General features: G+C 43.9%; 26 protein-coding genes and 1 tRNA gene. 11 read left to right on the plus strand and 16 right to left on the minus strand.

What is annotated here, in order from left to right; translation table 11 throughout:
* The first annotated feature begins 39 nt into the window (after positions 1-39).
* Positions 40-558, plus strand: coding sequence for a DinB family protein (locus LJ707_RS08915; protein WP_228950459.1), 519 nt, complete (start codon positions 40-42; stop codon positions 556-558).
* Here LJ707_RS08915 and LJ707_RS08920 read toward each other — a convergent pair.
* From LJ707_RS08920 to LJ707_RS08950, 7 genes are all read right to left on the minus strand, one after another.
* Complete coding sequence (locus LJ707_RS08920) at positions 553-1,179, minus strand: HAD family hydrolase (protein WP_228950460.1); 627 nt, start codon at positions 1,177-1,179, stop codon at positions 553-555. The genes LJ707_RS08915 and LJ707_RS08920 overlap by 6 nt on opposite strands.
* A 38-nt stretch (positions 1,180-1,217) precedes the next feature.
* Positions 1,218-2,306, minus strand: coding sequence for a chorismate synthase (gene aroC / locus LJ707_RS08925; RefSeq protein WP_228950461.1), 1,089 nt, complete (start codon positions 2,304-2,306; stop codon positions 1,218-1,220).
* Between the two features lie 89 nt (positions 2,307-2,395).
* Positions 2,396-3,703 carry a 3-phosphoshikimate 1-carboxyvinyltransferase gene (gene aroA / locus LJ707_RS08930; protein ID WP_228950462.1) on the minus strand — a complete coding sequence of 436 codons (1,308 nt, stop codon included), beginning with the start codon at positions 3,701-3,703 and terminating at the stop codon, positions 2,396-2,398.
* A gap of 9 nt (positions 3,704-3,712) precedes the next feature.
* Positions 3,713-4,837, minus strand: coding sequence for a chorismate mutase (locus LJ707_RS08935; RefSeq protein ID WP_228950463.1), 1,125 nt, complete (start codon positions 4,835-4,837; stop codon positions 3,713-3,715).
* Between the two features lie 190 nt (positions 4,838-5,027).
* Positions 5,028-5,870 (minus strand): prephenate dehydratase, encoded by an 843-nt coding sequence (locus LJ707_RS08940; RefSeq protein ID WP_228950464.1) that lies wholly within the window; start codon positions 5,868-5,870, stop codon positions 5,028-5,030.
* A 199-nt stretch (positions 5,871-6,069) separates the two neighbouring features.
* Positions 6,070-6,948, minus strand: coding sequence for a hypothetical protein (locus LJ707_RS08945; RefSeq protein WP_228950465.1), 879 nt, complete (start codon positions 6,946-6,948; stop codon positions 6,070-6,072).
* 46 nt (positions 6,949-6,994) lie between these two features.
* The gene (locus LJ707_RS08950) at positions 6,995-7,963 is read right to left on the minus strand and encodes a hypothetical protein (protein ID WP_228950466.1); all 969 of its coding nucleotides are present in this window, start codon (positions 7,961-7,963) and stop codon (positions 6,995-6,997) included.
* A gap of 133 nt (positions 7,964-8,096) precedes the next feature.
* On the opposite strand from LJ707_RS08950, the gene LJ707_RS08955 reads away from it, so the two are divergent.
* Positions 8,097-8,279 carry a hypothetical protein gene (locus tag LJ707_RS08955; protein WP_228950467.1) on the plus strand — a complete coding sequence of 61 codons (183 nt, stop codon included), beginning with the start codon at positions 8,097-8,099 and terminating at the stop codon, positions 8,277-8,279.
* Between the two features lie 398 nt (positions 8,280-8,677).
* Here LJ707_RS08955 and aroB read toward each other — a convergent pair whose 3' ends face one another.
* Positions 8,678-9,736 carry a 3-dehydroquinate synthase gene (aroB, locus tag LJ707_RS08960; RefSeq protein ID WP_228950468.1) on the minus strand — a complete coding sequence of 353 codons (1,059 nt, stop codon included), beginning with the start codon at positions 9,734-9,736 and terminating at the stop codon, positions 8,678-8,680.
* 3 nt (positions 9,737-9,739) lie between these two features.
* Positions 9,740-9,946, minus strand: a complete 207-nt coding sequence (locus tag LJ707_RS08965) for an RNA-binding S4 domain-containing protein (RefSeq protein ID WP_228950469.1) — start codon at positions 9,944-9,946, stop codon at positions 9,740-9,742.
* Positions 9,947-10,018: 72 nt separating this feature from the next.
* On the opposite strand from LJ707_RS08965, the gene LJ707_RS08970 reads away from it, so the two are divergent.
* The 3 genes from LJ707_RS08970 (at position 10,019) to LJ707_RS08980 (ending at position 13,208) form a co-directional block, all read left to right on the plus strand.
* Entirely contained in the window at positions 10,019-11,224 is a 1,206-nt protein-coding gene (locus LJ707_RS08970; protein ID WP_228950470.1) for a proline dehydrogenase family protein, read from the plus strand.
* A 123-nt stretch (positions 11,225-11,347) separates the two neighbouring features.
* Positions 11,348-11,911, plus strand: coding sequence for a carboxymuconolactone decarboxylase family protein (locus LJ707_RS08975; RefSeq protein WP_228950471.1), 564 nt, complete (start codon positions 11,348-11,350; stop codon positions 11,909-11,911).
* A 1-nt stretch (position 11,912) separates the two neighbouring features.
* Positions 11,913-13,208, plus strand: coding sequence for a HAMP domain-containing sensor histidine kinase (locus LJ707_RS08980; RefSeq protein WP_228950472.1), 1,296 nt, complete (start codon positions 11,913-11,915; stop codon positions 13,206-13,208).
* On the opposite strand, the gene LJ707_RS08985 is transcribed toward LJ707_RS08980, so the two are convergent.
* On the minus strand, positions 13,200-13,832 hold the full coding sequence (locus LJ707_RS08985; RefSeq protein WP_228950473.1) for an HAD family phosphatase: 633 nt from the start codon (positions 13,830-13,832) through the stop codon (positions 13,200-13,202). The two genes, LJ707_RS08980 and LJ707_RS08985, sit on opposite strands and share 9 nt — an antisense overlap.
* Before the next feature lie 64 nt (positions 13,833-13,896).
* Here LJ707_RS08985 and LJ707_RS08990 point away from each other — a divergent pair.
* Positions 13,897-13,970, plus strand: a tRNA-Ile gene (locus LJ707_RS08990).
* Here LJ707_RS08990 and LJ707_RS08995 read toward each other — a convergent pair.
* The 4 genes from LJ707_RS08995 to LJ707_RS09010 all read right to left on the minus strand — a co-directional run bounded on the left by LJ707_RS08995 (position 13,930) and on the right by LJ707_RS09010 (position 18,665).
* A complete protein-coding gene (locus LJ707_RS08995; protein WP_228950775.1) occupies positions 13,930-15,486 on the minus strand; it encodes a recombinase family protein in 1,557 nt (518 codons plus the stop codon). The two genes, LJ707_RS08990 and LJ707_RS08995, sit on opposite strands and share 41 nt — an antisense overlap.
* Positions 15,483-15,665, minus strand: coding sequence for a hypothetical protein (locus tag LJ707_RS09000; protein WP_228950474.1), 183 nt, complete (start codon positions 15,663-15,665; stop codon positions 15,483-15,485). The genes LJ707_RS08995 and LJ707_RS09000 overlap by 4 nt, the downstream gene beginning before the upstream one ends.
* Positions 15,666-16,444: 779 nt before the next feature.
* Positions 16,445-17,752, minus strand: a complete 1,308-nt coding sequence (locus LJ707_RS09005; protein WP_228950475.1) for a hypothetical protein — start codon at positions 17,750-17,752, stop codon at positions 16,445-16,447.
* Positions 17,742-18,665, minus strand: a complete 924-nt coding sequence (locus LJ707_RS09010; protein WP_228950476.1) for a HEPN domain-containing protein — start codon at positions 18,663-18,665, stop codon at positions 17,742-17,744. Before LJ707_RS09010 ends, LJ707_RS09005 begins: the two co-directional genes overlap by 11 nt.
* Before the next feature lie 121 nt (positions 18,666-18,786).
* On the opposite strand from LJ707_RS09010, the gene LJ707_RS09015 reads away from it, so the two are divergent.
* The 3 genes from LJ707_RS09015 to LJ707_RS20410 are packed head-to-tail and all read left to right on the plus strand — an operon-like array spanning position 18,787 to position 20,378.
* Complete coding sequence (locus LJ707_RS09015; RefSeq protein WP_228950477.1) at positions 18,787-19,200, plus strand: helix-turn-helix domain-containing protein; 414 nt, start codon at positions 18,787-18,789, stop codon at positions 19,198-19,200.
* A gap of 40 nt (positions 19,201-19,240) precedes the next feature.
* Positions 19,241-20,038: a Fic family protein gene (locus LJ707_RS09020; protein ID WP_228950478.1), complete on the plus strand. Its 798-nt coding sequence runs from the start codon at positions 19,241-19,243 to the stop codon at positions 20,036-20,038.
* 4 nt (positions 20,039-20,042) lie between these two features.
* Positions 20,043-20,378: a hypothetical protein gene (locus tag LJ707_RS20410; RefSeq protein ID WP_370632385.1), complete on the plus strand. Its 336-nt coding sequence runs from the start codon at positions 20,043-20,045 to the stop codon at positions 20,376-20,378.
* A gap of 181 nt (positions 20,379-20,559) precedes the next feature.
* On the opposite strand, the gene LJ707_RS09025 is transcribed toward LJ707_RS20410, so the two are convergent.
* Positions 20,560-21,753: a relaxase/mobilization nuclease domain-containing protein gene (locus LJ707_RS09025; protein ID WP_228950479.1), complete on the minus strand. Its 1,194-nt coding sequence runs from the start codon at positions 21,751-21,753 to the stop codon at positions 20,560-20,562.
* Positions 21,728-22,084, minus strand: coding sequence for a MobC family plasmid mobilization relaxosome protein (locus LJ707_RS09030; protein ID WP_228950480.1), 357 nt, complete (start codon positions 22,082-22,084; stop codon positions 21,728-21,730). Before LJ707_RS09030 ends, LJ707_RS09025 begins: the two co-directional genes overlap by 26 nt.
* Positions 22,085-22,957: 873 nt before the next feature.
* Here LJ707_RS09030 and LJ707_RS09035 point away from each other — a divergent pair.
* Both LJ707_RS09035 and LJ707_RS20415 read left to right on the plus strand, forming a co-directional pair.
* On the plus strand, positions 22,958-24,115 hold the full coding sequence (locus LJ707_RS09035) for an SIR2 family protein (protein ID WP_228950481.1): 1,158 nt from the start codon (positions 22,958-22,960) through the stop codon (positions 24,113-24,115).
* A gap of 9 nt (positions 24,116-24,124) precedes the next feature.
* Positions 24,125-26,059, plus strand: a complete 1,935-nt coding sequence (locus LJ707_RS20415; protein WP_228950482.1) for a tetratricopeptide repeat protein — start codon at positions 24,125-24,127, stop codon at positions 26,057-26,059.
* The last annotated feature ends 34 nt before the right edge of the window (positions 26,060-26,093 follow it).

A 26,093-nucleotide genomic window follows, 5' to 3' on the forward strand; every position in this document is an offset into this window, starting at 1 on the left:
GCTTACTTTCGTAAGTTGGTTTTTATATAGATTAGTATTATGAATAATAAAAAGCTTCCGGAGGTTTGGCAGCGCGGCCCGGTAGCAGGTGTACCGACATTGTTGCAGCCTGTAGCACATGCACTATTGCAGGCAAATGAGGAGATAATCGACTTAATGAATGGTTTTAAGGATGAGCTGCTTTACGAGCAGCCCGCCGGACTGGCATCGCCAGCATTTCATTTACAGCACCTAACCGGCGTGCTCGACCGGCTTTTTACTTATGCCCATGGCGAAATGTTGAATGATGAGCAGTTAACCTACCTATCGCAGGAAGGCAAGCTGGCTCAAATACCATACACTGCGACTGATTTGGCTTCGGCTTTTAGTACGCAGGTTGATAAAGCCATAGTGCAATTACGTAACACTGATGAAGCGATGTTAGCCGATTTTAGAGGCGTGGGCAGAGCACAAATACCGTCCACGGTTATCGGGCTGCTGGTACACGCCGCCGAGCATACCATGCGGCATACAGGGCAGTTATTGGTTACAGTGAAAATATTACAGGCGAATTTATAATATCAACTCGCCCACATCGCGGTGGTTGGTAATGCGGTAGTCGGCCTCAGCATCGGTATATCTTTTTTCAGGATCGTACAATACCGTTTTAATGCCAACGGCTTTGGCTTCCTTAATTTCTGATTCCGGATCGTCGCCAACTATCAGTACTTCTTCGGCTTTGTAGTTAAACTTCTCCAGTATCTGGGTAAAAATATGGCGTTTGGTTTTTTCGGTACTATCCGGGTCAACCACGTATATCTGCTTAAAATCTCCGGCGATGCCCAGCATCTTTACCTTGCTGTTTTGCAGTTTTACAAAACCCGTAGTTACCAAAAACTTTTCAACAGCAAGCGTTTTAACATAACGATAATCGTCATAAGCTTGCATAGGTTTGTTGTAGGTAATATTCCTCAGTAATTCGGCTGCCTGTTCTTTAAGGTCGTCGCTAAAGCCAAATTGGTCGGCCACCTTTTGAAAGGGGCGGCGGGTAAGTTCGTTTTTCGCCGTTTGGATGTCTGAGGCACTGATGCCTTCAGCCAGGTCATCTATCAGTTTAAACAGCCCGGCAAACACGTCGTCGGCTATGGATTCAACCGGGTAGATGGTGTTATCGAGGTCATATATTAAAGCACGTATCATGTAATGACAACGTGCTTTATATGCTGATGTTTTGATTATTATATTTTAGCAGCCCTGTTGCGCAGCACATGATCGGCCAAAACCAACGCTGCCATGGCTTCAACAATAGGCACGGCGCGTGGCACTACACATGGGTCGTGCCTGCCTTTGCCGCTTATCTCTGATGCTTCGCCGGCGCTGTTTACCGTTTGCTGGTTGTGCATAATGGTAGCCACCGGCTTAAACGCCACCCTGAACTCAACAGGCATACCATTGCTGATACCGCCCTGTATACCGCCCGAAAAGTTGGTAATGGTTTCAACCTTGCCGCCATTATTGCGGAATACGTCGTTATGCTCAGAGCCCCGCATCTCGCTGCCCTCAAAACCGGAACCGAACTCAAAGCCGTGCACAGCGTTAATGCTCAGCATGGCCTTGCCTAAATCAGCATGGAGTTTATCAAATACAGGCTCGCCCAAACCAACAGGCACGTTAGTGGCAAAGCAGGTTACCTTTCCGCCAACCGTGTCGCCCTGCTTGCGTATGCCATCAATAAATTCAATCATCTCTTCGGCAGTTGCCGGGTCAACACAGCGAACAATGTTTTGCTCACGGGCTTCAACAAACTCGGTAGCGTTTTTAATATCAACATTAGGGGCGTTTATTTTGCCTACGCTGCTTACATGCGCGAAAACCTCAATGCCCTGCGTTTTCAAAAATAATTTAGCCAACGCGCCTGCCGCTACACGGGCCGCTGTTTCGCGGGCTGATGAGCGGCCACCACCACGGTGATCGCGGATACCATATTTAGTAAAGTAAGTAAAGTCGGCATGTGACGGGCGGAATACATCCACATTATGCCCGTAATCCTTTGAGCGCTGATCCTCATTCGGGATGATCATGGCGATAGGCGTACCCGTAGTTTTACCCTCGAACGTGCCCGAAAGTATCTGTACGGTATCGCTTTCCTTACGCTGTGTGGTGATCTTTGACTGACCGGGTTTGCGCTTATCCAGCTCGGCCTGGATAAAATCAAGGTCAACCGGTAACTGCGCCGGGCAACCGTCAACTATTACGCCGATAGCTGTACCGTGCGATTCGCCAAATGTGGTAATCCTGAATATTTGCCCGAAGGTATTGCCTGCCATGGTGCCCCCTAACCCCCTAAAGGGGGAATTTTGTATGTTGTTTAATAAATATAGTTAAGTTCATATTCCGCATTTTGAGGATTCCCCCTTTAGGGGGTTAGGGGGCTAAACCCCACCTTCTCCAGATCCTGCCAGAATGCCGGGTATGATTTTTCGACCACCTGGGCATCTTCAATCTCTAACTGCGGAATTACCAATGCCAGCGGCGCGAAGGCCATGGCCATACGGTGATCCTCGTAGGTATTGATGAACATGCTTTCGGGAATGAACTTTTCGCTGCAATCCAATTTGTAAACCAAACCTTTTTCAATCAGCTTAACGCCCATTTTGCCCAGCTCGTTCTGTAGGGCCGCAACACGGTCGGTTTCCTTTATCTTCAGAGTTTCCAGCCCTGTAAAGGTTGCCTCGTGGCCTAATGCCGCGCATACCACAATAACGGTTTGCGCCAGGTCAGGGCATTCCTTCATATCGAATATTTTGCGTTGGATAGGCTTCGGCTCTTTTTTCAGGTGCACGCCGCCATCCTTAAATTGCGAGGTAATGCCGAAGTTAGCCATGATCTCGGTGATCACGCTATCGCCCTGTAAGCTGTATGAGGTAAGGCCGGGTAAAAATAGCTCCGCTTCATCAGCTAAAGCAGATATGGCGTACCAGTAGGATGCCGCGCTCCAGTCAGGCTCCACAGGCAGCGATGTTTCGCTAAACTCCTGGTTAGCTATACTGATCACGTTGCCCTGCCAGGTATGCTGTATGCCTGCCTGTTTAAGCATGGCCAAAGTCATTTCTACATACGGTCGGGAGGTAAGCTCACCCTCTATATGCAATTCAAGTCCTTGAGGCAACTTAGCGGCTATAAGTAACAAAGCGGTAATATACTGACTGCTGATATCACCTTTAATGCCAATTTGGTTGGTTTGCTGCTCAAAACCGCCGCTTATTTGCAGCGGAGGGAAGCCATCCTTTTGCGCATAAGTAATATTAGCACCCAGTTTGCGCAGTGCATCAACCAAAATACCAATCGGGCGCTGTTTCATACGCTCGGTACCTGTAAGCAACACCTCACCCGGTTGCAGCGCAAAGTAAGCCGTTAAAAAGCGCATAGCCGTACCCGCCGGACCAATGTTGACGGTTCGCGATTGGCTTGCAGTAAGCAGTTGGCCGTTTGCAGTTGAGCTTCCCGACTTCCCGACTTCCTGACTTCCTGACTCACTCTCTTTAAGTATTCCTGCCAGCGTAACGGTATCAGCCGCATCCGACAGGTTTTTAACCTTTACACGGCCACCGCTCAGGGCTTCAATAACGAGTGCACGGTTGCACTCGCTTTTTGAGCCGGTAAGTTGTATGGTGCCGTTGGCCGTTTTATCTTTTTTAGTAAGGATGATGTTGTTACTACTCATTATCCCTGATTACGCTTGGGTCAATTTTTCTTCCACTTGCTCCTGGCCTTCATTCAGGATGATGCCCTGACGACGGATAGATTCAGTGTGAACCAGCTCTAACAGTTTCTCGGTAAACTCCGCGTCGAGCTTCAAAGCCTTACCATAATCGGTAGTTTTTTTCAGGATCTCTTCCCAACGGTTTACCTGTAAAATGGTAATGTTGTTGTCTTTTTTGTATTTACCAATTTGTTCGGCAATGTTCATGCGTTCAGCAACTTTCTGGATGATCAGGTCGTCAATCTTATCTATCTTGGCACGCAGTTCAGCCAATTTATCGCTTACGGCTGCACTTTTTACCTCGGCTTTACGTAGGGTAAGGTTGTCAATAATATCTGAAAGGGCAGCAGGGGTAACTTGTTGTTTAGCATCCGTCCAGGCAACTGAAGGGTCAATGTGCGATTCGATCATTACGCCTTGCATATCCAGGTCAAACGCTTTTTGGGCGATGTAGCCGATCAGGTCGCGGTTACCAGTAATGTGGCTTGGATCATTAATGATAGGCAGATCAGGCACCTGGGTTTTCAGGCTGATGGCCAGATCCCACATCGGGTCGTTACGGAAGGTAGTGTTGCCGTATGATGAGAAACCACGGTGAATTGCCGCCAGTTTAGTAATACCCGCGTTGTTGATACGCTCTAAAGCGCCGATCCATAACGACAGATCAGGGTTAACCGGGTTTTTAACCATTACAGGCACGTCAACACCTTGAAGCGCGTCGGCAATTTCCTGTACGGTGAATGGGTTAGCGGTTGAACGTGCACCTACCCAAAGAATGTCAACACCGGCAGCCAGGGCTTCTTCAACGTGCTTGGCGGTAGCCACCTCAACAGCGGTTGGCAGGCCGGTTTCTTCCTTAGCGCGTTTTAACCATTCAAGGCCAATGCTGCCGATACCCTCAAACTCACCTGGACGGGTACGTGGTTTCCAGATACCTGCACGCAGAGCGGTAATTTTTCCGGTTTTAGCCAGCAGTTGCGCGGTGGCTACTAATTGATCCTCAGTTTCGGCACTGCACGGGCCTGCAATTACCAATGGCTCTTTACCTGACGTTATCCAGGTATTTAACGGTTGTATGTTTAAATTCAGTTTCATGATCGTTGTTTGTTTTTTTTAGTCCGGAAGTCGGTAAGACCGAAAGTCCGGAAGTAAATTTTATATTTTGTTAATTAATTGTTGTTTTTAAGTCCGGAAGTCTGGTAAGTCGACAAGTCCGAAATCTCTTATTTGTTTATCCCCTTATCTTCCGGACTTTCGGTCTTACCGACTTCCGGACTACTAAAAGCTATGAAAGCCCCTCCTCGTACCGCTTATATTCGCCCAGTATGTTAAAGTTGTGGGTATACTTTAATATTTGGCGCAGTGCGGTATCATATTGTTGTTGTGCTGTCCATTCCACATCCAGGTAAAAATTGTATTCGTTACGTTTACCCAGTACCGGCATGCTCTGTATCTTGCTCATGTTGATGTTGTTCTCAGCTAAAATGTTCAGCACTTTTGCCAGCGACCCAACCTCATTGCTTACCTGGAAACATAGCGATGCTTTGTTGGCCTCCACCTTAACGGCATTATCATGCGTGGTGAGTATCAAAAAACGGGTAAAGTTCTTTTTGTTCGATTCGATGCGGCGCTCCAGTATCTCCAGGCCGTAAAGTTTAGCAGCCAGCGTATTGGCAATAGCAACGGTATCGGTAAGTTGTTCCTCGCGGATGCGTTTGGCGCAGGCGGCGGTATCATTACTTTCGACGATCTTGATCTGCGGGTAATCCTCAAAAAAATCAACGCATTGGCGAATTGCGATCGGGTGCGACATGGCCGTTTTAACATCCTCAAAAGCCACGCCCGGCAACGCCATCAGGTGCAGTTGTATAGGCAGGTAAACCTCGCCCACCACCGGGAAGTTGTAGTTTAGCAGCAGCGAGTAGTTAGGCAGCAGGCTGCCGGCAATGCTGTTCTCGATAGCCATCACTACGTAATCAGCTTCGCCGTTTTTCAGGGCTTCAAAAGTTTGTTTAAAAGAGTTGCATTCAATGGTTTGAATGTCCTCGCCAAAGTACCTGAAGGCGGCCTCTTCGTGAAAGGAGGCGCGTATGCCCTGTATTGCAACCCGTGGTGTTCCGTTTATCATAACCCTGTTAAAGCAAAAAGTCCCGGCCTTGTGGGCCGGGACTTTTCAGTTTCTTCTGTATGTTAGTTATTGCATATCAGTCCCGGCTCTTACCTGTTAAAGTAAAAGTAAAAACCGTAAAAATATGCGTTGTTAGTAATCATTGTTTTGTTTGATGCCGCTAATGTAAGCGTTTGAAATATTTGTTCCAAATAAAATTTCAAAATGTTTTTAAAAAAGCATCTGTTGATTTCTTATTTAATAGTGGCAAGTAGTCATACTTATATTCAACTTTTGCATTTTTGAGCTTCGAAGCCAATGTTAATGGTTGTATTACTAATGATGATAATTTAATGCTGCGGCCATCTTTAAAGATAATCTCAGAACATAATCTTGCAGGGTGTCTTGAAAAAGGTATCTCTGATACAATAACTTTTTCAATATCTCTTTTATACAACTTGTTTTTTGTGGTAGCGGTATACAAGTAAAAGTGATCTTTACCTTTCGAAATAATTATCTTAATACCTTTAGAATATAAATAGTGGTTAATATCCCTATATAAAACTACCGCCGGAATTATACAGAATATTGCAAATATTGATGCGTAATTGTACATAATTACCAAGCCTGTCCATAAAAAGAACATAGTAAATAAACCGCCAAACAGAATCTTTAACCACCACAAATAAATATTAAATTCATAAGTGAAATCTCGGGTCGAAAAATGTTTTTTACTGTTGAAGCTAAAGTGTTTCCTGTTAAATAACTTTATAGGAAGAGTGTCTTGAAAGAAACTATGGACAGTTAAAGTTACCTCTTCAATGTCCGCCGTATAAAACTCATGTAGCTTTTCTTTACGGTTGATATAGTATAGTGCGAACTTATGGTTAAAATACAATCCGATCTTTAAATACTCGCCTGCTTCATTACATATAGTAACCGATGGCCCTGTAAGTTGAATGTCTGTTAAATGGCGTTCATCCTCCCACGGGAAAGCTTTGATAAGCGATATGGTTTCATCCAGGTCGCGAGCCTTTTCATCAGAAAATTCGCCGGTTTCGTAATTTTTGTGCTGTAGTTTTGAGATAAGTTTAGGCATAAATACCCCTGGATATGTAATTTAAAGGTATATATATATGATATGATTATTCGTTTAGTATTTGGAGTGTTAAGCGATTAAGTTTAATGATACGCTCCTGTGGCTGGGAGCTATCTGCGGCAAAAATATTGTACTTTGCTGTTATAGTATTATTGCTTACTACATAGTTAACAAAGGTAATTGTGCTACTTTCAGGAACATCTTCAAATATTTTTCTTTCCCACCTTATGTACATCGCGCCAATGTCAAGAAGTTCAATTTTTCTTTCGCCGAATTTAATGTAGTTGTTCATGTCAAAAGCAATACAATTAAACCAATTTGGAAACGATAATGCCCCACCATGGCTGGGCGGTGCTACCTCGGTGTAATCTTTCAGCTCGGCGTTATTATAAATCTTTAAGCGTATTCCGTTTTTAACATTTAGCCTCAGATATTCTATTAAGTAAGTGCCATTATACCATTCCATAATGTTGCTAATGAAATAGTTTTGATTTTCAATTACCCTTAAATCAATTTTTGACTCGGTTAAATGGTTAAAATCAACAAGTGTAGCCGTCTCTTTCATATTAAAGTAATTGTCGCCTTGTTTTACAGGTATCTGAGTTTTGTAAAGCATTAAAAGCGATTTGCCATTTAGCTCAACAGCGCGCTGAATTCTGAAAGTATTAAGTGTTTTTATAGCGCCGTTTTCGAGTTTTAAAGTGTCCGGGTAGCCGGGGTATGTTTTTTGATATAAGAATTTGCCATTTTGATATATACCATACCAATACTCATTGCCTTTAATACCACTTAAGTAAATGTACTTGGTTAGGGAAATGTCCCCATAAGAATAGTGCAGGTTAACTCCCTCAACATCTTTTTTATTTATTCCATAATAAGCGGCAATACTGTCTGTAAGTTTTTGTTCGGATGTTAAGGGCGATGATGGTTCTTCGGGCTGCGGGTCGGTGTTTTTGCTTGAGCAGGCAGAGAATACAGTTAGCGCAATTAAAAGCGCAACAAAATGAAGTTTCATTACAGGGTTTAGATTTGTTTTTTGCAGTCCAAAAATAAACAAAATTGCGTTTTAGGCAATAAGTATTTTTCAGAGTAAACTAACTTAACTAAACCAAAAGCCACCCGCAACGTTATTCAATAAACACTACACCATGAATAACGATCCAAAAGATATAAAACAAACTAACGACGATAGCGACCTGCACCGTGATGAGATAGGCGAAAACACCGGTACTGATACCCAACTCAACAAAAGCGTTAAAACTGATGCCATTGAGCAGGAGCAATCAGAAAGCTCAAACAAGGAACAAGGCCCGGCAGGTGAGAATTTGTAGCCGTTGTTTGAACCTGAATTTTTGGAATTTAGAAAATGTTACCGATTAGCTGTAAAAGTTTTGCTAATGCTTCGACAGGCTCAGCATGACAACGTTGGCTTGTCACCTTGAGCTTGTCGAAGGGTGCGTGCGGGTCATAGTCCATTAATGCTTCGACAGGCTCAGCATGACAAGGTTGAAACAATAGTAAAATGATGTCTTGTCACCCTGAGCTGTCGAAGGGTGCGTGCGGGGCATAGTCCGTTAATGCTTCGACAGGCTCAGCATGACAGGATTGGGTAATTTATATAAGATGACTGTCACCCTGAGCTTGTCGAAGGGTACGTGGGGAGGCCTTACCACCATGCTTCGACAAGCTCAGCATGACAGCCCTATACTTTTCAGGCTTTAAATCTTAACTATCCTGCTAAATAATAATCCAACGCTTCAAAAAGTTCCTCTTTGGTGCAAACGTTATCAATATTGAATTGGCCGATGGCTGATAGCAGGGTGCAGTTCACTTTGCCGTCCATGTTCTTTTTGTCTTTCAGCATAATGCTGTAAAGTTCTTCGTAAATATCCCGGCTAAAGCTAAATCTTGGGTATAGTTTGTTGAATGTGGAGGTGATCTCATTCAGATCCTCGGCTTTCAGACCTGTTTTTTTATGGGCCAGATAGCTTTCGCAGATCATGCCTATGGCAATGGCTTCGCCGTGGGTAAGTGAGTCGGGTTTATCGTTCAATGCCCAGGTTTCAACGGCATGGCCAATGGTATGGCCAAAGTTCAGGCTCTTGCGAATGTTCTTTTCGGTCGGATCCTCAATAACCACCTCATTCTTCAACACTACCGAGCGGTGTACCAGCGCGGTTGATGGCTTGGTGAGGTCGCTTTGTTTAAGTTCGTTCCAATAATCAGCATCCAGTATCAGGCCATGTTTCAGCATTTCGGCCAGGCCCGATAGTATTTGTCGTGGCGGCAAGGTTTCCAAAAAATCGGTATCAATAAAAACCGCCTTTGGCTGGGTGAATGTACCGATAATGTTTTTAATGCCATCTACATCAATGCCCGTTTTGCCACCAACCGACGCGTCAACCTGCGAAAGCAGGGTAGTAGGCATGTGCACAAAATCTATCCCCCGTTTATAAGTTGATGCCGCGAAACCGCCCATATCAGTAATCACGCCGCCGCCCAGGTTTACCAGCAGGCTTTTGCGGTCGGCCTCAAAATCAATCAGCATTTTCCACACACCAATGCAAAAGTCAATGTTCTTGCTTTCCTCGCCGGCGCTGATCTCTATCAGGTCGTAATTACCCAGTTTGTTAAGCTTGTCGGTTAGTTTTGGCAGGCAGTGTACGCTGGTATGTTCGTCGGTTAAAACAAAAAACTTGCTGTATTTGCCACGCTCAATAAACGCTATAAGCTCATCAATACTGTTCTCAAAAAAAATCGGGTAATTATCGCTCTGTATGGTTTGCATAATTTAAATGATCCTGATGGTTTGCTTTCTGAACTCAACAACGTCGCCCTTTTTTACTTTAAGGCGTTTGCGGTAATCAACTTGGCCGTTATATTTTACTTCGCCCTCGGTAACAACAATTTGCGCTTCGCCGCCGGTTTGTACCAGGTTAGTGGCTTTAAGTAGCTGAATAAGTGGGATATACTCGCCCTGTAGTTCAAAATCGATCATGTGTGCGGCAAAATTAAACTATTGCACCATAAATGAACGATTTAATTAAGCATTTTATATTTTTGCACTTATATGACCTCGTACTCTACAAACGGCAGTATTAAACCCGCCGAAGGCTTATCTTTTGATAATACTGAAGTGGCTTTCAGGCATTCAACCAATGCTGAGCTAAAACGTGCTTACTGGCTGTTTCGCATTATCAATGTGAATTTTTTGGTTAAGATAGGTCCGCCTATCACCAATTTTGCCGTTAATATAGGCTTGCCCATAAAGGGGCTTATTAAAGCCACCATATTTAAGCAGTTTTGCGGTGGCGAAACCATTGCCGAGTGCGATGCCACCATTAAAAACCTGCACGATGGCGGGGTAGGTACCATCCTTGATTATTCGGTTGAGGGAGAGGATGAAGAAGCTGTTTTTGATGAAACCCGCGACGAGATCATCCGCACCATAAAACGCGCTACCGGCGATCCGGCTATTCCGATCACCGTGTTCAAGGTAACCGGCGTTGGTCGTTTTTCATTGCTGGAAAAGCTGGATGCTGGCGTTACACTAACTGCCGATGAGCAGGCCGAGTGGGCTAAAGTACAGCAGCGCGTGCTTGATATTTGCCAAAAGGCCTATGATGCACAGGTGCCGGTAATGATTGATGCGGAAGAAAGCTGGATACAGCTAACCATTGATGCCCTGGCTATGGACATGATGTGCCGCTTTAACCGCGAAAAAATAATTGTTTACAATACTTACCAGCTTTACCGTCATGATAAGCTTGCATCCATCAAAGCTGATCATGCCATAGCGGTAAAAGAAGGCTTTGTTTTAGGTGCCAAAATAGTACGTGGTGCTTATATGGAAAAAGAGCGTAAGCGTGCCGCGGAGATGGGCTATCAATCGCCCATACAGCCTGATAAGCAATCGGCTGACAGGGATTATGACGAGGCTGTACGCTACGCTGTACAAAATATTGATACCCTGGCTGTAGTTGCCGGTACACATAACGAGAACAGTTGCCGGCTGCTGGCCGAGTTGATGGATCAGCATGGTATTGAGCACAAGCATTCGCATGTTTACTTTTCACAACTGTTGGGCATGAGTGATAACCTGAGCTTTAATTTGGCAAATGCTGGATATAATGTGGTAAAATATGTACCTTACGGGCCAATAAAGGCAGTTTTGCCATATCTCTTCCGTCGTGCGCAGGAGAATACTGCCATTGCCGGACAAATGGGGCGCGAGTTAAGCCTCATTGTGAAAGAAAAAAAACGCAGGGGTATCTGAGACAGACCGTCTGGAATTAAGCAGCGTTTGCCTGCACATCTACCATTTATCTTTTAACTTGAAAAGCAGATCTGTTTTCGTTCTGATAAGGGGTGGTATGTCATATAATTCCCCCAAATAAATATGTCGAAACGTTTTAAATTAGTTGAGTACGAGGATGCCGGTCCGGAAGTGAAGTTGATATACGAGGAAACCATGAAAGAGATGGGGATCCCGTTCGTTTTAAACTGGTTTAAATGCCAGGGTAACAATGCCACCGTGTTACGTGGTAACTGGGAGAAGTTACGTAACACCATGTTGCGCGGCTCGGTACCATTTGTGCTTAAACAACTTATTATTTATAATATATCAAACCTAAAAGGTTGCGACTATTGTGCGCAAACGCATGGCGTTATTGCCGATAGCCTGGGTAAAGCGCTTACCGGTAAGGATGATCTGAAGCTTACCGATAACCTGGAGTGCACCTACATCCCGGCATCATACCGTAAAGCCATTGAGGTAATTACCCGTTGTGCTTTAGCGCCACGCAATACTACCGATGATGATTTTGAGGAGCTGCGTGACGAAGGCTTTAGCCTGGAAGAGGTGCAGGAACTGATGGCACTGGCCGACCTGACCAACATGGTAAACACCATAGCAGATATATCGGGCATACATATTGATAACGAATTGATGGAACCTAAGTAATATGGATTCCACAGCAGGGATACTTCAAAATTCACAACGATTGCGCTACGAGGCGCTGTCAAACTTTGCTACCGACCTGAATAAGGCTACCTCGTTTAAAGATATAGGTACGGCACTTACGGCACATGCAAAATATATTATTGATACCTATATTTTAAGAATTTGCCATAGCCATAAAGAAGATGTGCTATGTTTTGAGGTATTACGCGGCGAGTGTAAGATCATTAAGCCTAAAAATAACAATATACGTAAGTTTGAGGTAGATGTATTAGCCAATGGTCTGCCTGTAAGCTATTCAGGTGATGAGTTAGCGTTGTTACCGCTGGCTAAAACTATTTTTGCCAATAGTAAAGTGCGTTATGTACGCTCGATCCCGGTGCTTTACTTTGAAGATCAATCAGTAGTAATTACCGCGGCAGCAAAATCACCGGTAATACATGTTGACCTTGATTTTAAATTTTTACGCAGTATTGCCGACCTGGCCGCTAATAAGCTGCTGCAATTAGAGCTGTTACAGGAGATAGAACAAAACAACCGTGAGCTAAAAAAGAAAAATCAGCAGATCACCAAACTGAACCGTACGCTGGAGCAAACCGTAGCCGTGCGAACCGCCGAAGTAACGGCTGCAAACCAGGAATTGCTCACACTTTTTTACCGTACCTCTCATGATTTTAGGGCACCTCTGGCTAATATTATGGGTTTGGCCAACCTTGCTAAACTGGTTACAGATGATGAGGACGCGCTCGACCTGTTTGCTAAATGCGAGCAGGTTGTTAAGCGCCTTGATGGAATGCTGTCAAAACTCAACGTATTAAGTAACTATTCGTACGAGAGTTTGGTAGGGGAGGTTAACTTTAATCAGTTGCTCACCACCCTTAAAGCAAAATATCAGGATAAATTGACAAGTATAGGCGGCAGGATGGTGTTTGATGTAAACCTTACTGAAAAGCATACGGCAAACGCGCATAGTTACATCAATATAATTGATAACCTGATCGAAAACTCGATAACCTTTCATAAAGGTAATCTGTTAATACAGGTTTACATTTTTAGTTTTAAAGGCAACCTGGTAATCAAATTCAGTGATAACGGGCAGGGAATATCGCCGCGTATCATCAATAAAATATATGACATGTATTACCGGGGCCACTCCGAATCAACCGGTAGTGGCCTTGGCCTGTACGTAGTGCGCAGGTTGGTAAAATCATTAGGCGGCGAAATTTACGTGCAAAGCAAACTCAAGCAGTATACCTACTTTATCATCAAAGTGCCTTTTCACCAGCAGCAGTTAGTATAAACCGTTGCGCTTAAAATAATCTTGTAAGGTATCGGGCGCCGTCATTAAAAAGATATTGATGCCTAACTTATTCGCCGCTTCAAGGTGTTGCGGGCTGTCATCTATAAAAAGTGTTTCTTCCGCTTTCAGGCCGTTCTCTTGCAATACCTGCTCAAAAATGCCTGGTTCCGGCTTTCGTTTACCGGTAAGATGCGAGTAATAAGTTTTCTCGAACAGGTGATCATTACCTATAAAACCGAATTCCTTTTCCAGATAGTTCATAATGAATTCGTAATGAATAGCGTTAATGTTGCTAAGTAAAAAGGTACGGTATTTATCTTTTAGTTGGAGTAATAAATCATGTGTTCCTTCGGCAACACCTATCAGCATACCGTTCCAGGCCTTATCAATTTGCGCGTCGGTAAGCTTATTGTCGCCGGTAATTTCACGTATGCGATTACGGAATTGTGCGGCGGTGATCTCACCGCGGTCAAATGCGTCAAAAATAGCATCCTGCTTTAAATGACCAAAGAAATCGCCCGAGTTGCTGATACCCAGCTCACTCCAAGCCTGTTGCGCTTTTTCAAAGCTGATGTTGAAAATAACGTTGCCATAATCAAAGATTATATTTTTAATATTTTTCATAATTTGCTTTACTAATTCAGTACAAATATGTAATATTGCGCCTCGAAAATCAACAAAATTTTCAGCGCCTATAGCTCAGTTGGTTAGAGTAGAAGACTCATAATCTTTTGGTCCCTGGTTCGAGCCCAGGTGGGCGCACCCAAGTGGGCAAGGCTGATTTATCAGTACTTGCCCTTCTTTTTTTATCCCGTAACCAACTGGAAATCATATATATAGCCTCCGCAACTTCATTGGTTCTGGCGGTTCGATGTTGCTCTCCGTCAAAATGCATTTTTTCGGGGTACATCGAACCGGCAATAGCTCTTTTGGTTTCATTATCAGCTACTTGATACAAATCATGGATACTGGCGATAGTCTCAACAGCTTTGGGAAGCAGTATGTCAATTCTTAAAGGATTTTCCCCCTGTTCGGTTATTTTCGCCTCCAATTTATTCAGGATCACTTGTGTCTCCTTTTTGATCAATCCGTAATCTTCAGGGTCGATCTTACCGGTCAGCATCAACTCCCTTGCTTTTCGCAGCCTATCATTCTGTTCGTCGATCTCACGCAACACATTCTTACGGTCATCTTTTACCCCGTTTGTTTCCTGTTCCATTATATCGACCAGTACCTTTGTAACCAGCTTGGTCATTTCCGGAGCGAGCGCAAATTTTTTAAGCCCCTTTACAAAAGCCACATTCACATTATCAGCTTTATAGCGGCATCCGCACTGGCTGGAACAATGATAATAGTAGTAATACTGGTTCCTGCCTTTTGATGCACTTCCAGTCAGTAGCCTTGAACAGCGGGAACACAACAGGAAACCACGTAAAGGCAATTCTTCAGGGGACATTATCTTGATACCTGGCTTTCTTTTCCTTCCGTCCAATGCGTCTTGCACATCATTAAAAAGCTTTTCGGTTATCAACGGCTCATGCTGCCCCTTTACCAGGTAACTATCTTCATTCTTATATTTTGGAATAGTGATCATACCATAGTAAACAGGATTGCGTATAGCGATCAAAAAGTTATTCTTTCCACACGTAAGACCTCGTTGCCGGGCGACCTTCCAAATTTGTTCTGTCGAGAATTCGCCTGTGGCCAGCTTTTCAAAACACCATTTCAATATATCGCTTTGAGGAGATTTTAAACCAATGTATTTGCGTCCGTTTTCTGCGGTCTTGTTTACGTAACCCACGGGCGCAGAAGCCATCCAGCGGCCTTCTTTCCTTGCCCGGCGCATCCCATGAAAAACGTTCAGCGCCCTGCGGTCATTTTCTACCTCCGGTGCCGCTAAATAAATAGCCAGCATCATTTTGTTTTCAGGAATACTCAGGTCTAAAGGCTGTTCAATGGCCTGTGGTTCTACACCCAAAGCATTCAAAATGTTCATCATTTGATAGGCATCACCCGCATTTCGGCTGAACCTGTCCCACTTGGTGAAAAGGATCAGATCAATATGCCGTCCCTTAGTCTTTTTCAATTTAACAAGCAGTGCCTGCCATTGCGGACGCTGGAATGTCTTTGCGGAATGGTCTTCGTAAATGACCTTCCGGACGTTGATTTTGTTGATCTCGCAGTATCTGCGTAATACTTCTTCCTGGCTGCGCTGTGAATAGCCTTTATCGGCCTGCTCGTCGGTACTTACCCTAATGTATAGATCGGCTGTTTTCATGTCTTACTGTTCCTTTCCCGTGTCTTAATTGATCTCATCCGCTTAGCTGATGGCTTAATGTTATTATCAGTGCTGTTTTTAACTAACTGATTAACAGTTAATTTACCTAAAAAATATAACAAATCCAAGATTTCTTCGGCTTCTTTTTCATTAATTTCCAAGCCTTCATCGGCTAACATCTTGATGGCTTGTGCGGTCGTGACCGACCTTTTGATGGAAGAATCGCTCCCCATGTCATGGCAGTATTAAGTTCCGTCTGATCGGTATCACCTGGTTCCGGTATATATTAGATGGAGGGTGCCCCGACGATATGAAAGGCAGGGTACATGGCGGTGTTAACCGGCACGTCCAATGCCCTGTAATGGTCGGTAAGCACCAAGGGGGCCGATGCAGGGATAGGCCTTTTAGCCTGGTGGCCGGTACGCTCCGGCTGTGGAGGAACGGGACGGTTGCCAGCTCCCGAACCTTATGCACCATCAGGTCAGGCGCGCCACACGTTGCCATTACGCCGCTTAAACAGCCCGGAAGCAAAAAGGCGGGAAATGGTCAAGGGTGGTGCTCCATTAAAACAAATAAAATCGCACCATTTATAGACCCTTGACGGTTTTCCGGCTTTGCTAACTTTTTGCCAGCGGTGACCTGCAAGATAATATGGAGGTTGGACTATTGTTATAACCGTAGCTTGTAAAATATAACTGTGACTTATAGGAAATGTCACTTTTGAGCTAACCGTTGTTTGACCCATTTTATTAATTTCCCGATTTGCCGGTCAAGCCAATACTCCTGCTGCTGGTAGGTTTGTAACCGGCTATGACAATGAGCACCACAAACAACATTTCGAATATCCCCATATAGGAAATTTATAAATCGGGCAAATATAAATACCCAAAACTTAATGCGTTCTGAAAGACAAAGTAAGGTTAAGCCGTTTTAACTCGGCAGCTTTCCAGCATTTACATTAGTTCGCTGCATTAAGGTATTGCCTACGCTCTCCCTTGAGGTATTGGTAGACGGGATAACTTATCAGCAAATCCCTTAAGAATCTAATCCTAAAAACTTCCATGTGTTCCTTCAGTATGGTGACTCTGTTTCCTTGCCCGTTCATCCAGTTAAACAGGTCGTCGGCTTCTGCCGATGGCATGAGGTAACAGCGGTTGTCCTCATCCATCACAAATAGATTTGTCCTTTTCCTGTATTTTAATTCCATCCCCTTAACGCTTAAATGCACGGTTAGTGCAAAATGGTCGGCATGCTCCCGTAACACAAAATAGAGCTGCGGACGCAGCGGCGAAAAGGTACACGGTGTCAGGTGAGACCGTTTCAGATAATCGACCTTCCCCTTCTTGTAACGGATGCGCGGCGGCGTTGCCTCGTAGCAGTAGGCTTCGGCGATCAGTATGGGCAGCGCCCTTTCCCAAAGCAGCAAAAAGGCTTTCTTCAATGCCCTATCTTCAGAGCGTTCAGGATCATACTGCCAATATCCAAGCGGCTCGCGGAGTTGCCGCATATCCTCGGCAATCGAACGGAGTTCCAGTTGACGGTCGGTGAGCTCAATACCGTTTGCGGTGCCATCAGCCATAAGCTGCTGAAATATTGTCGTGGAGAAATTGTCCTTGCTGGTACGCAAGACCAAGGGCAGCAGCACCGGTAATTCGCAAAGATTGTTATGAAAGTCACCATACAGCAGCCCAAAGCCTAATACATCCCGTTCGCCCTTTAACAGGTTTACGGGCAAGCCTCTGTTTTTTGGCATCAAATACTGATGACCGTCCCATGTTGGCACATTCGGCTTGAACAGCTTGCCGAACTGCGGCCTTGCCTTAATGATAGCCAGCCTGTCATTTAATTCCACATGAAGGAACTTATCCTGTACCTTTTCGTTTGCATCATAGCCCGGCCAGCAATACCGCCGGAGATCCGTGCCGCCTGTCCAAACCAGGTTATACAATGCGATATAGGCATGGGCGCATAATTGCCTGTCCGGCATACCGCAGGTACAAGCTACGTGCAGGTGGTCAGGCTCAATGTGTACATGCACCTGCTGCGGTGCCTGACCTTTCAGAATTGTCGCTATGGTCAATATGCCCCGGCTATAGGCAACAGGAATAGTGCTGTTACCATAATAAAGTTCCCTTGTCCGACCGGCTTCAAAATGCTTGTTCAGCATTTCCCATGTCAGCTTTAACCGTCCCTCGTCCAGTGGTATAATGTAAAAGAACAGTTCCGGCGATATGACCTGCCCCTTGTTTTTCTTTTTAGTCAGCATAAGGCAGAGGGTTATTGATGGCCACAGGATAAGTCATGATTGACGCTTGTTCTGCTGTTGCCCTTTCTGCATTCGCCGTGAGCTTAACAGCAGCCAGCCTTTCAGCAACACCAACAAGTTCCGTTACCCTTGCCAGTAATGCAGCAGCATCTGTTTCATTTGCCTGAAAGTCGTCCTTGTACCTGGCCTCGCCGTAGCTGTTGCGCAGCAAGGCAAAGAGACGTTTATCCTCCGGTGTGCGGCGTGGCATTGCTTCGGAAAGCTCAGCAGAAAACAGCAGGCACAGGTCAAGCAGGCGGCCGATGTTATGAATATCGGTACGGTACGCCAAATAGATCAGGATAAGCACATTGCAGGCCTGTTCGACAGCTTGATGAAGCAGGAATACACCATTAGTGTAATATCCCTGCCGGAGGCTGAATGCAGCAGTTTCCAAAAAGCCCTTTGCCAAGGGGAAGCGTTTGCTGTACTGCCCCTGTGCCTTAACGTAGTTCGCGGCTGCATCCGGCTCAATGGATTGTCCATTCATGTTAAGCCGTAAGCCGCTTTTGGAGTAAAGCAGCGATCCATGCTGTACAACTTTGTTAAAGAACCTGCTGCCCTTACGGATAGCCAGTTTAACGGCATCGATGTCGTGAACAAGGACGGATACAGATAGCCCGGCAAAACTATTGTTTAAAAATTCCTGTACCCGATGTTCGATTGAGGCCTTAGTACCCGTTACCATCAGCAGGTAATACCTTGCTGAGCGCTTTTCACTTGCCCCGGCAAAGCAATTGGTTGTCGAACAGACCTCTTCGATGCTCCCGAAGCAAATGAGGTATAGCGGATCATAATTCTCTATGAGGGAACTAATGACCTTTTCCAGTTCCCGGTGCTGGTCGGGTGATAGAATGACTGATTGATTTTCCATAACGCATAACTTTGAATACTCAAAGTTGGCGGTGAAGCCAGCCGTACCGTACCAAAAGCGCTGGTACTTTACAAAGCGGTGCTTGTTTCGTACCTTTACGCTAAGACTTTACATTTGACCTATGGCAGAGACATTACACATCGGACGCAAGATCGCAAGGATAAGAGAGCTTAAAGGCATCAAGCAGGAAGCATTGGCCATTGACCTTGGCGTATCACAGCAAACCATTTCCAACATTGAGAAAAGTGATAAGATTGAGGAGGAAGTGTTGGAAAAAATCGCTAAAGCTTTAGGCGTACCTGCCGACGCTATAAAGAACTTCAGCGAAGAAGCCGTAATTAATATAATTTCAAGTACGTTACATCACACAAGCGGCTTAGTCAATTACAACCCTACGTTTACCTTTAATCCTATAGACAAATGGTTGGAAGTATTAGAGGAAAACAAAAAGCTTTATAACGAAAAGGTTGAATTGCTCGAACGCCTGTTGCAAGCAGAGAAGGAAAAAAACGAACTGTTAAAAGGAAGATCTTAAAGAAGATAACCCTTATACAAATTCGCAATTATAAAATATTATGGATATTCAGGAACTCATCGAACAATACCAAAGCCTCCACCTGGAGGAGGTGATCGATCATGAGCAGTTCAACCTGATATCCATCGATCATCACTCTACCCGCATTGAAGGTTCCACGCTTACGGAAGTGGAAGCGCAGGTACTCATCAACGAAGGGCGCACGCCCAAAGGCAAACCGCTCGACGATAGCCTGATGGTCAAAGATCATCACGAAGCTTTGCTGTTTACTTTACAGGCTATCAAATCGGGGATGAGCATATCCAAGCGGTTTATTCAGCAGATCAACGGATTGGTGATGAAAAGTACCGGCAAGACCTACAATACGGTCTTCGGAACGATCGACTCTACCACCGGCGCTTTCCGTAAAGGCAACGTGTCAGCAGGTAACACTTATTTCCCTAATTACGATAAGGTAGATGATTTCACTACTAAACTTGTCAGCTATATCAAGGAAGGAATGAGCCGTTCATTATCGGTTAAAGAGCAGCTTGACCTGTCTTTCGATGCGCATTATCACCTGGTCGCTATTCACCCGTTCTACGATGGCAACGGGAGGACATCCCGGCTTTTGATGAACGCTATCCAGGCTTATTATGGATTACCGTTGGCCATCGTTTATAGCGAAAACAAGGCTGCTTATATTGAGGCTATTATCAAGACCAGGGAAACGGAGGACTTAAGTCATTTCCGTGAATTTATGCAGGCGGAATACACAAACCTGCTCAGTAGCGAGATCAGTAAGTACCAGCAAATGCAGAAACCGTCCAAAGGGCGAGGATTTACCTTTCTGTTCTAAAAATATGTACAAGCTATTCGTCGGCGGCTTTCCTCTCGTTCGCGACAAGCAAACGAGGAAATGCAAGGGCTATGCCTTTGTCGAGATGCTGACGGAAAAGGCGGCGGCACATGTAGCCGCCGCCTTGGACGGCACAATAATGGAAGGCAGGGAATCAGTGTCAGGCAGGCTGTCGAAAAGACTGAACCTGTGCGTCCTGTACCGACCCACCGCCCTTACGTTACTGCAAGAGCAACCCCTAATACCGTCAGCCGACCATCCGACGAACCGGTCAAGTCTAAACGCCCACGGCGCACCCAACGATAGATCATCAAATACCCAAAAGACGGCGATATTATGAGCATCGCGAATTTTATGGCTGTCACAATCCAGGGCGGGGCTGATAAGGTAATGAAACCCGGCGTGTGAACGCGTGGTGCAATGGACTTATCTGCCCCGACCTCCCGCACGATATTTACAACGTAGGTAGGAATTGCCCGGCCTTTCAAACTATTCAGGTACCAAATTCGATACCTAAGTTCTTACCGCCCTCTGCCTCGCTTGCGCTCCCTGCCATAAACTTGCTCGTCGTCCACATCGTCGCTTATTTGGATGCGATCAGGATAAGCAGCGTTATCATACTCATGATCAGCGGCAGCCCGAACAGGATGAGCAACATCCGTATTTCCCTGCGATGCTCCATTTTCAAATCGGTCAACTGCTTTTCTATCGCCAATTGCCTTTGTTCTGTCCGCGTCACGGTTTCCAGTATCTTGCCCGTTGCCTGGAACAGGTTCATCATTTCCCTTTCTGCTTCTTGCTGCGATTCTTGTTCCACCTTGCTGTTCTGCGGTATCTCCGTTGATGGCTCCCGTTCTGCGGTTTGCCTCGCTAATTGCCGCGCTGTCTCTAACTTGTTCATAGTTCAATGTTTTTAATAGTTCCGTCCATTTAAATTTGCTGCCTAACGCTTGTCCTTTGGCTTTGAAGTTTCCATAGAAATAGGTAATGCCGCTGACCCTTCCCGTCGATTGCTGGTTAAAAAGGAGAAAAATATTATTAGCCTCGCATTGCTGGACGAAGTCCTGCATGCTCAGATCCCGCTGCTTCAGGATGAGCGACAGCTTTTCCTGAAGCAGCATCTTGTCCGATGGTTCCCCACGGCGGATCGCCATTTCGATCTCGTCCTTTTTCGGCGCACGGCTGAACGTCCTGTTCGTCTGATACACCGATACCTTGCTCTTGTGTTCTATCGCTACATAGCTGCTTTGCTCTACCAATAATAAGTTATATTCCCGTTCCAGCTTCCTGAGCAGTGCCTCGCTGCGCTTGAAGTTGTTGCTGTCTGATACGACCGACCCGTCGAAACTGATCCGGTTGAGCAAAAGGTGGATGTGCGGATGCTCCGCATCGTAATGCCGGAAGATCATGTATTGGTTATTAGTAAACCCCATGCCATCCATATACCGGTGTGCGATAGATAACAGCTTTTCATTGTCGAGTTCGGCTGCCTCCTCAGGTGAAAAGTTCAGGCTGGTATGGTAAACGTACCTGTTCAGGCTTGGCCGCAGCATCCTGACCAATTCCACTTCCCGCTTAATGATCTGCATATCCATAGAGGAGAAGTTAGTAGCAAGGAGTTCAGCCCGTCTCTTCGGGTCAGGACTATCCAACTTCCTTAAGTTATAGCCTAAGGCACCCATATAACTTTTACCTATCTTCTGACTGGCTATCATGGGCTATCATAACGGTTATAAGGTTCAGGTGCCTTTCCAATCGTTGTAATATCCTGAAAAGGTCGGGCGTGATGATCCCGGTGTTGGCCTGCCGGGTAAGCTGATTGAGATTGACACCTATGCGTTTTAGTTCGGTATAGGTCAACAGGTCTATCCTTGAAATGGGAGGTGAGGGATAACGCCCCTTTGTTATCCTTTCCCTGGCTACAACTGATGGCGGTAAGCCGCATAGCGCTGCATAGGAGTTGAGCTTGTCTAACTCCGCAAAGTTCATTTGCACGGTCAGCTTATACGACCTCTTGTCGGCTGACGAAACTTTTGGCCTTGCCATGTTCTGATGCAAAAATTATGGTGAACTAAACCGTCAAGGCAATGACGGTTTCTGATAAGATGCCCTTTGCAGGACACTGCGGTAACGACTACCGCATTTATGATATATACTAAGTTAAAAAATCCAGATGGATTTTCAAAACCCCTCGGTATTTAGGTATGTGTAACGAAGTGAACTTACCCGGGCCGGGTGTCCCAGCAAGCCGTTTTGACCCGGTCAAAACATGGCTTGCTTCGAAGCAAAATTAAACGTATTTTGGATCAAACTAATTAAGGGTTGAACAGCTTTGGCCGCTGGTTAGATTCCAACTGACAGCGCAAGCAGACCAGACTTCTAAAACAGGCTGCATTTATATAGACCTCCATTTTCACTTATTCTTATCTTTTAAAAAAATACTAGGCTAATGAAGCATTTCCTTTATAAAGGCAAGCAAGACCAGCTTTCAGAACTATAATTAAATACGTTTGAAGAGTACGTAAAAGTCGCTAAAAAGACTTTTCACATTTATTGGAAACGCGTAATCTGTCTTTTTTATTTGGGTCGGGATACTCTTTAGGAGCGGTATAAAGCCTGGTCAACTTTCCTGTTCGATAAGCGCAAAGATAAATATGGCAACTACGAGGTAAAGCAGTCTAGCGAAGGGTGGGGCTATGATGTCAAAAAAGCCATAGAAGAACACAAGACAAACTGGATGCTGATCCTAAAAGCAGGAACAATTGGTCACCAACCTGAAAAATGGTAACCGTCCGGTAATAACTGTCGAAGGTAAAGATGTAAAAGTCCGCATCGAAGCTGAGTACATCGAATATTTCGGCAGCTTTTATTTTGATACTATTCGCTAAAAATAATTAGCTTTAAATCCTTATTCCAATTATGAAAGAGATTCCTAAGCCATTAATAGATCAGATCAGAAACAAGAGTGTAGTTCTTTTTTTAGGCAGCGGGTTTGCATATAATTCTTTGCATCCTGATAACAAAAAGGCACCGCTTGGTCCAGAATTAGCAAATTTGATAGCTAAAAAGTTCTTGGGAGACGAATATCTGGGGCAACCCTTGACTTACATATCTGATCTTGCTATATCTTCAGTAAATTTATTTGAAGTTCAGCGATTTCTTTATGACACTTTCGAGCCCTTTTCACCTAATGAAAAGCAAAAGGCTTTTGCTGAATTTGCATGGAAAGCCATATTTACCACTAATTATGACCTTTTAATTGAGAAGGCATACAATAATAATACGAAAGCTGCTCAAGATTTATCATCTGTTTTCCGCAATACACGCGAGCAAGATATTTTTAAAACTTCTAATACAGTTCCATATTATAAGCTTCATGGTTGTATTACCTACATCAACGACGAGAACTTACCACTCATTCTATCAACGGAACAATATATAACACACCAAAAAAACCGGGAAAGATTGTTTTCAAAGTTTCGTGAATTAGGCAAGGATTTCACTTTCCTATTCATTGGGTACAGTAATCAAGACTGGAATATAAGATATATACTCAAAGAACTTGAAAGCCTAAAAGACGGTAGGCCTCGGTCCTATATGGTTTCTCCTAATTTTACATCGGTTGAAGAAAGCTATTGGAATGAACGGAAAATCTCTCCAATTTCAATGGGTTACGAAGAATTCATCGATATGATTTGCCTGGAAATTTCTGACGTCCAAAGAAAGTTGTCCACAACTATTCAAGAACATTCAAAGCCAATATACCAACGATTTGTATTAGATATCAAAGAGAATAACCCTTCTGAAAGTCTGGTAAGATTCATTGATAATGAGGTAGATTTTGTCCATACATCAATTGCATCTACCGATGCCTCACCGCAAGCATTTTATAAAGGCTATTTTGAAAATTGGGACCCGATTATTAAAAATCTGGATGTTGACAGGTACTTAAAGGATCGAATTTTAGAGGACATAATTTTTGATGACAAGTACCAGGATAAAAACACTTCCTATTTGTTTTGCATAAAAGGGTATGCAGGCTCCGGCAAATCTGTGCTGCTAAGGCGTCTGGCTTGAGATAGTGCGGTGACTTTCGATAAATTCTGCATCTACTTAAAAACAAATGTTGCTATCCGAGTTGAGCCTATCATTGAACTCTTTAATTTCACGAAAGAGCGAATTTATTTTTTTATTGATGATGCGATCAGCAATGAATTTGGGATTACTTATTTGTTAAGCAAACTTGATAAGGAGGGCATTCCCGTTACTATTATCACTACAGCGAGTACCAGTCTACTAAATGATGCAGATACTCTAAAATCATATATCGATGATGACTATGTATTAAGCTACCTGTCGGAAAAGGAGATCGAAGAACTCATTAAGAAATTGACAATTCATAAATCGTTAGGCTATCTTGTTAATAAAAGTTTCGAGGATCAAAAACAGGAATTGTCAGAACAAGCAGGTCGGGTTTTACTTGTCGCCCTACATGAAGCAACAGGAGGAAAGAATTTTGAAGAGATTATTTTAAATGAATACAATAATATTGCTGATGAAAAAGCTCGATCACTTTATTTAACGGTGGCAATTCTCCACAGGTTAGGCTCATACGCCAGAGCAGGCTTAATTAGTCGAGTACATGATATTAGCTTTCATGAATTTAAAGCCAAATTCTTCAAGCCTCTTGAATATATTGTATTTGATGAACGAAATTATACTATTGGTGATTTCATTTACAAAACCCGGCATCCAATAATAGCGCAAATGATTTTCAACACGGTTTTGGTTGATCCTCAATCAAGGTATGACGAATATATCAGGATTTTTAACTTTCTTGATATTGATTATAACAGTGACCGCTCAGCCTTCCTGGCGATGACGAAAGCTAAGCAACTAATTCAATTATTCACTGATCCTATAAAACTGAGAAATTTATACGATGCAGCCGAAAAGTGCAGCCCTGATGACGCAAGACTTCTTCAACAACGAGCAATTTTGGAAATGTCTATACCTGGTGGCGATTCAAATAAAGCTGACGAATATCTAAAAAGGGCGCTTGAATTGTTACCAAAAGATCCTTTAATATCCCATTCTCTTGCTGAAAACGCATTAAAAAAGGCGGAACGGGCAACAACAAATATTGAAAGAAACGTATTTATTGAAACAGCTCAAAACCTCAGTAAAGAAATAATAAAAAAATACCCTAACCAAGCTCATAGTTATCATACTATATTGAAAGGTAAACTTATGATGCTAAATGATCAACTGGCTCTGCCGGGTAAACCTTCAATAGAATTAATAATAAAAGATATTGAAAAATCTCTACAAACGGCCAAGCAACATTTTCCCGAGCAAGAGTTTATATTAGATATTGAAGCAAGATTTAAAGAATTAATTGACAATGAACCCCGCGCTCTGGAAATTTTGAAGCAAGCATATGAAATCAATAAGGCAAGCCCGTACATTGCTTTAAGGTATGCAAAAACATTGGAAAATAGAGGCGAGACCCGCGAAGCATCCACAATTTTGGAGCAAACTTTAAAACTGAATCCAAACGAAAAGGATGTTTGTTTCCGATATGCTCACCTCTTAAGTATGGAAAAAGACCCTAACTACAATCAAATCGTTTCGTATTACAGGAGATCGTTTACGCTTGGTGACAGTCGTTACGAGTCTCAATTTTGGTACGGTCGGGCGTTGTATGTAAACAATGAAATTGATAAGGCCATTCCTCAATTTGAAGCTTTATCGCGCGCTAAAATAGATCCCGGTTTTAAAAGAATGCCGAGAGGTGTAATGATTTCAAAAGAAAATGTTAAGCCATTTAAAGGAGCGATTTCGAGGATTGAAGCCAACTTTGCCTATATAACCAGGGAAGCATTCAGTGATGACGTATATCTCTATAGGCACCATGTAAAAATTGACTGGTATAAGTTAAAAGTTGGCAGCCGGGTATCATTTAATATTTTGTTTAACTATTACGGTCCAGTAGCTACAGATATAAAAATTGCGACTTGAAACCTAAATTATTCGGTGTCGCAACTTTATCTAA

The organism is Mucilaginibacter sp. UR6-1 (assembly GCF_020880975.1).
Classification (GTDB): Bacteria; Bacteroidota; Bacteroidia; order Sphingobacteriales; family Sphingobacteriaceae; genus Mucilaginibacter.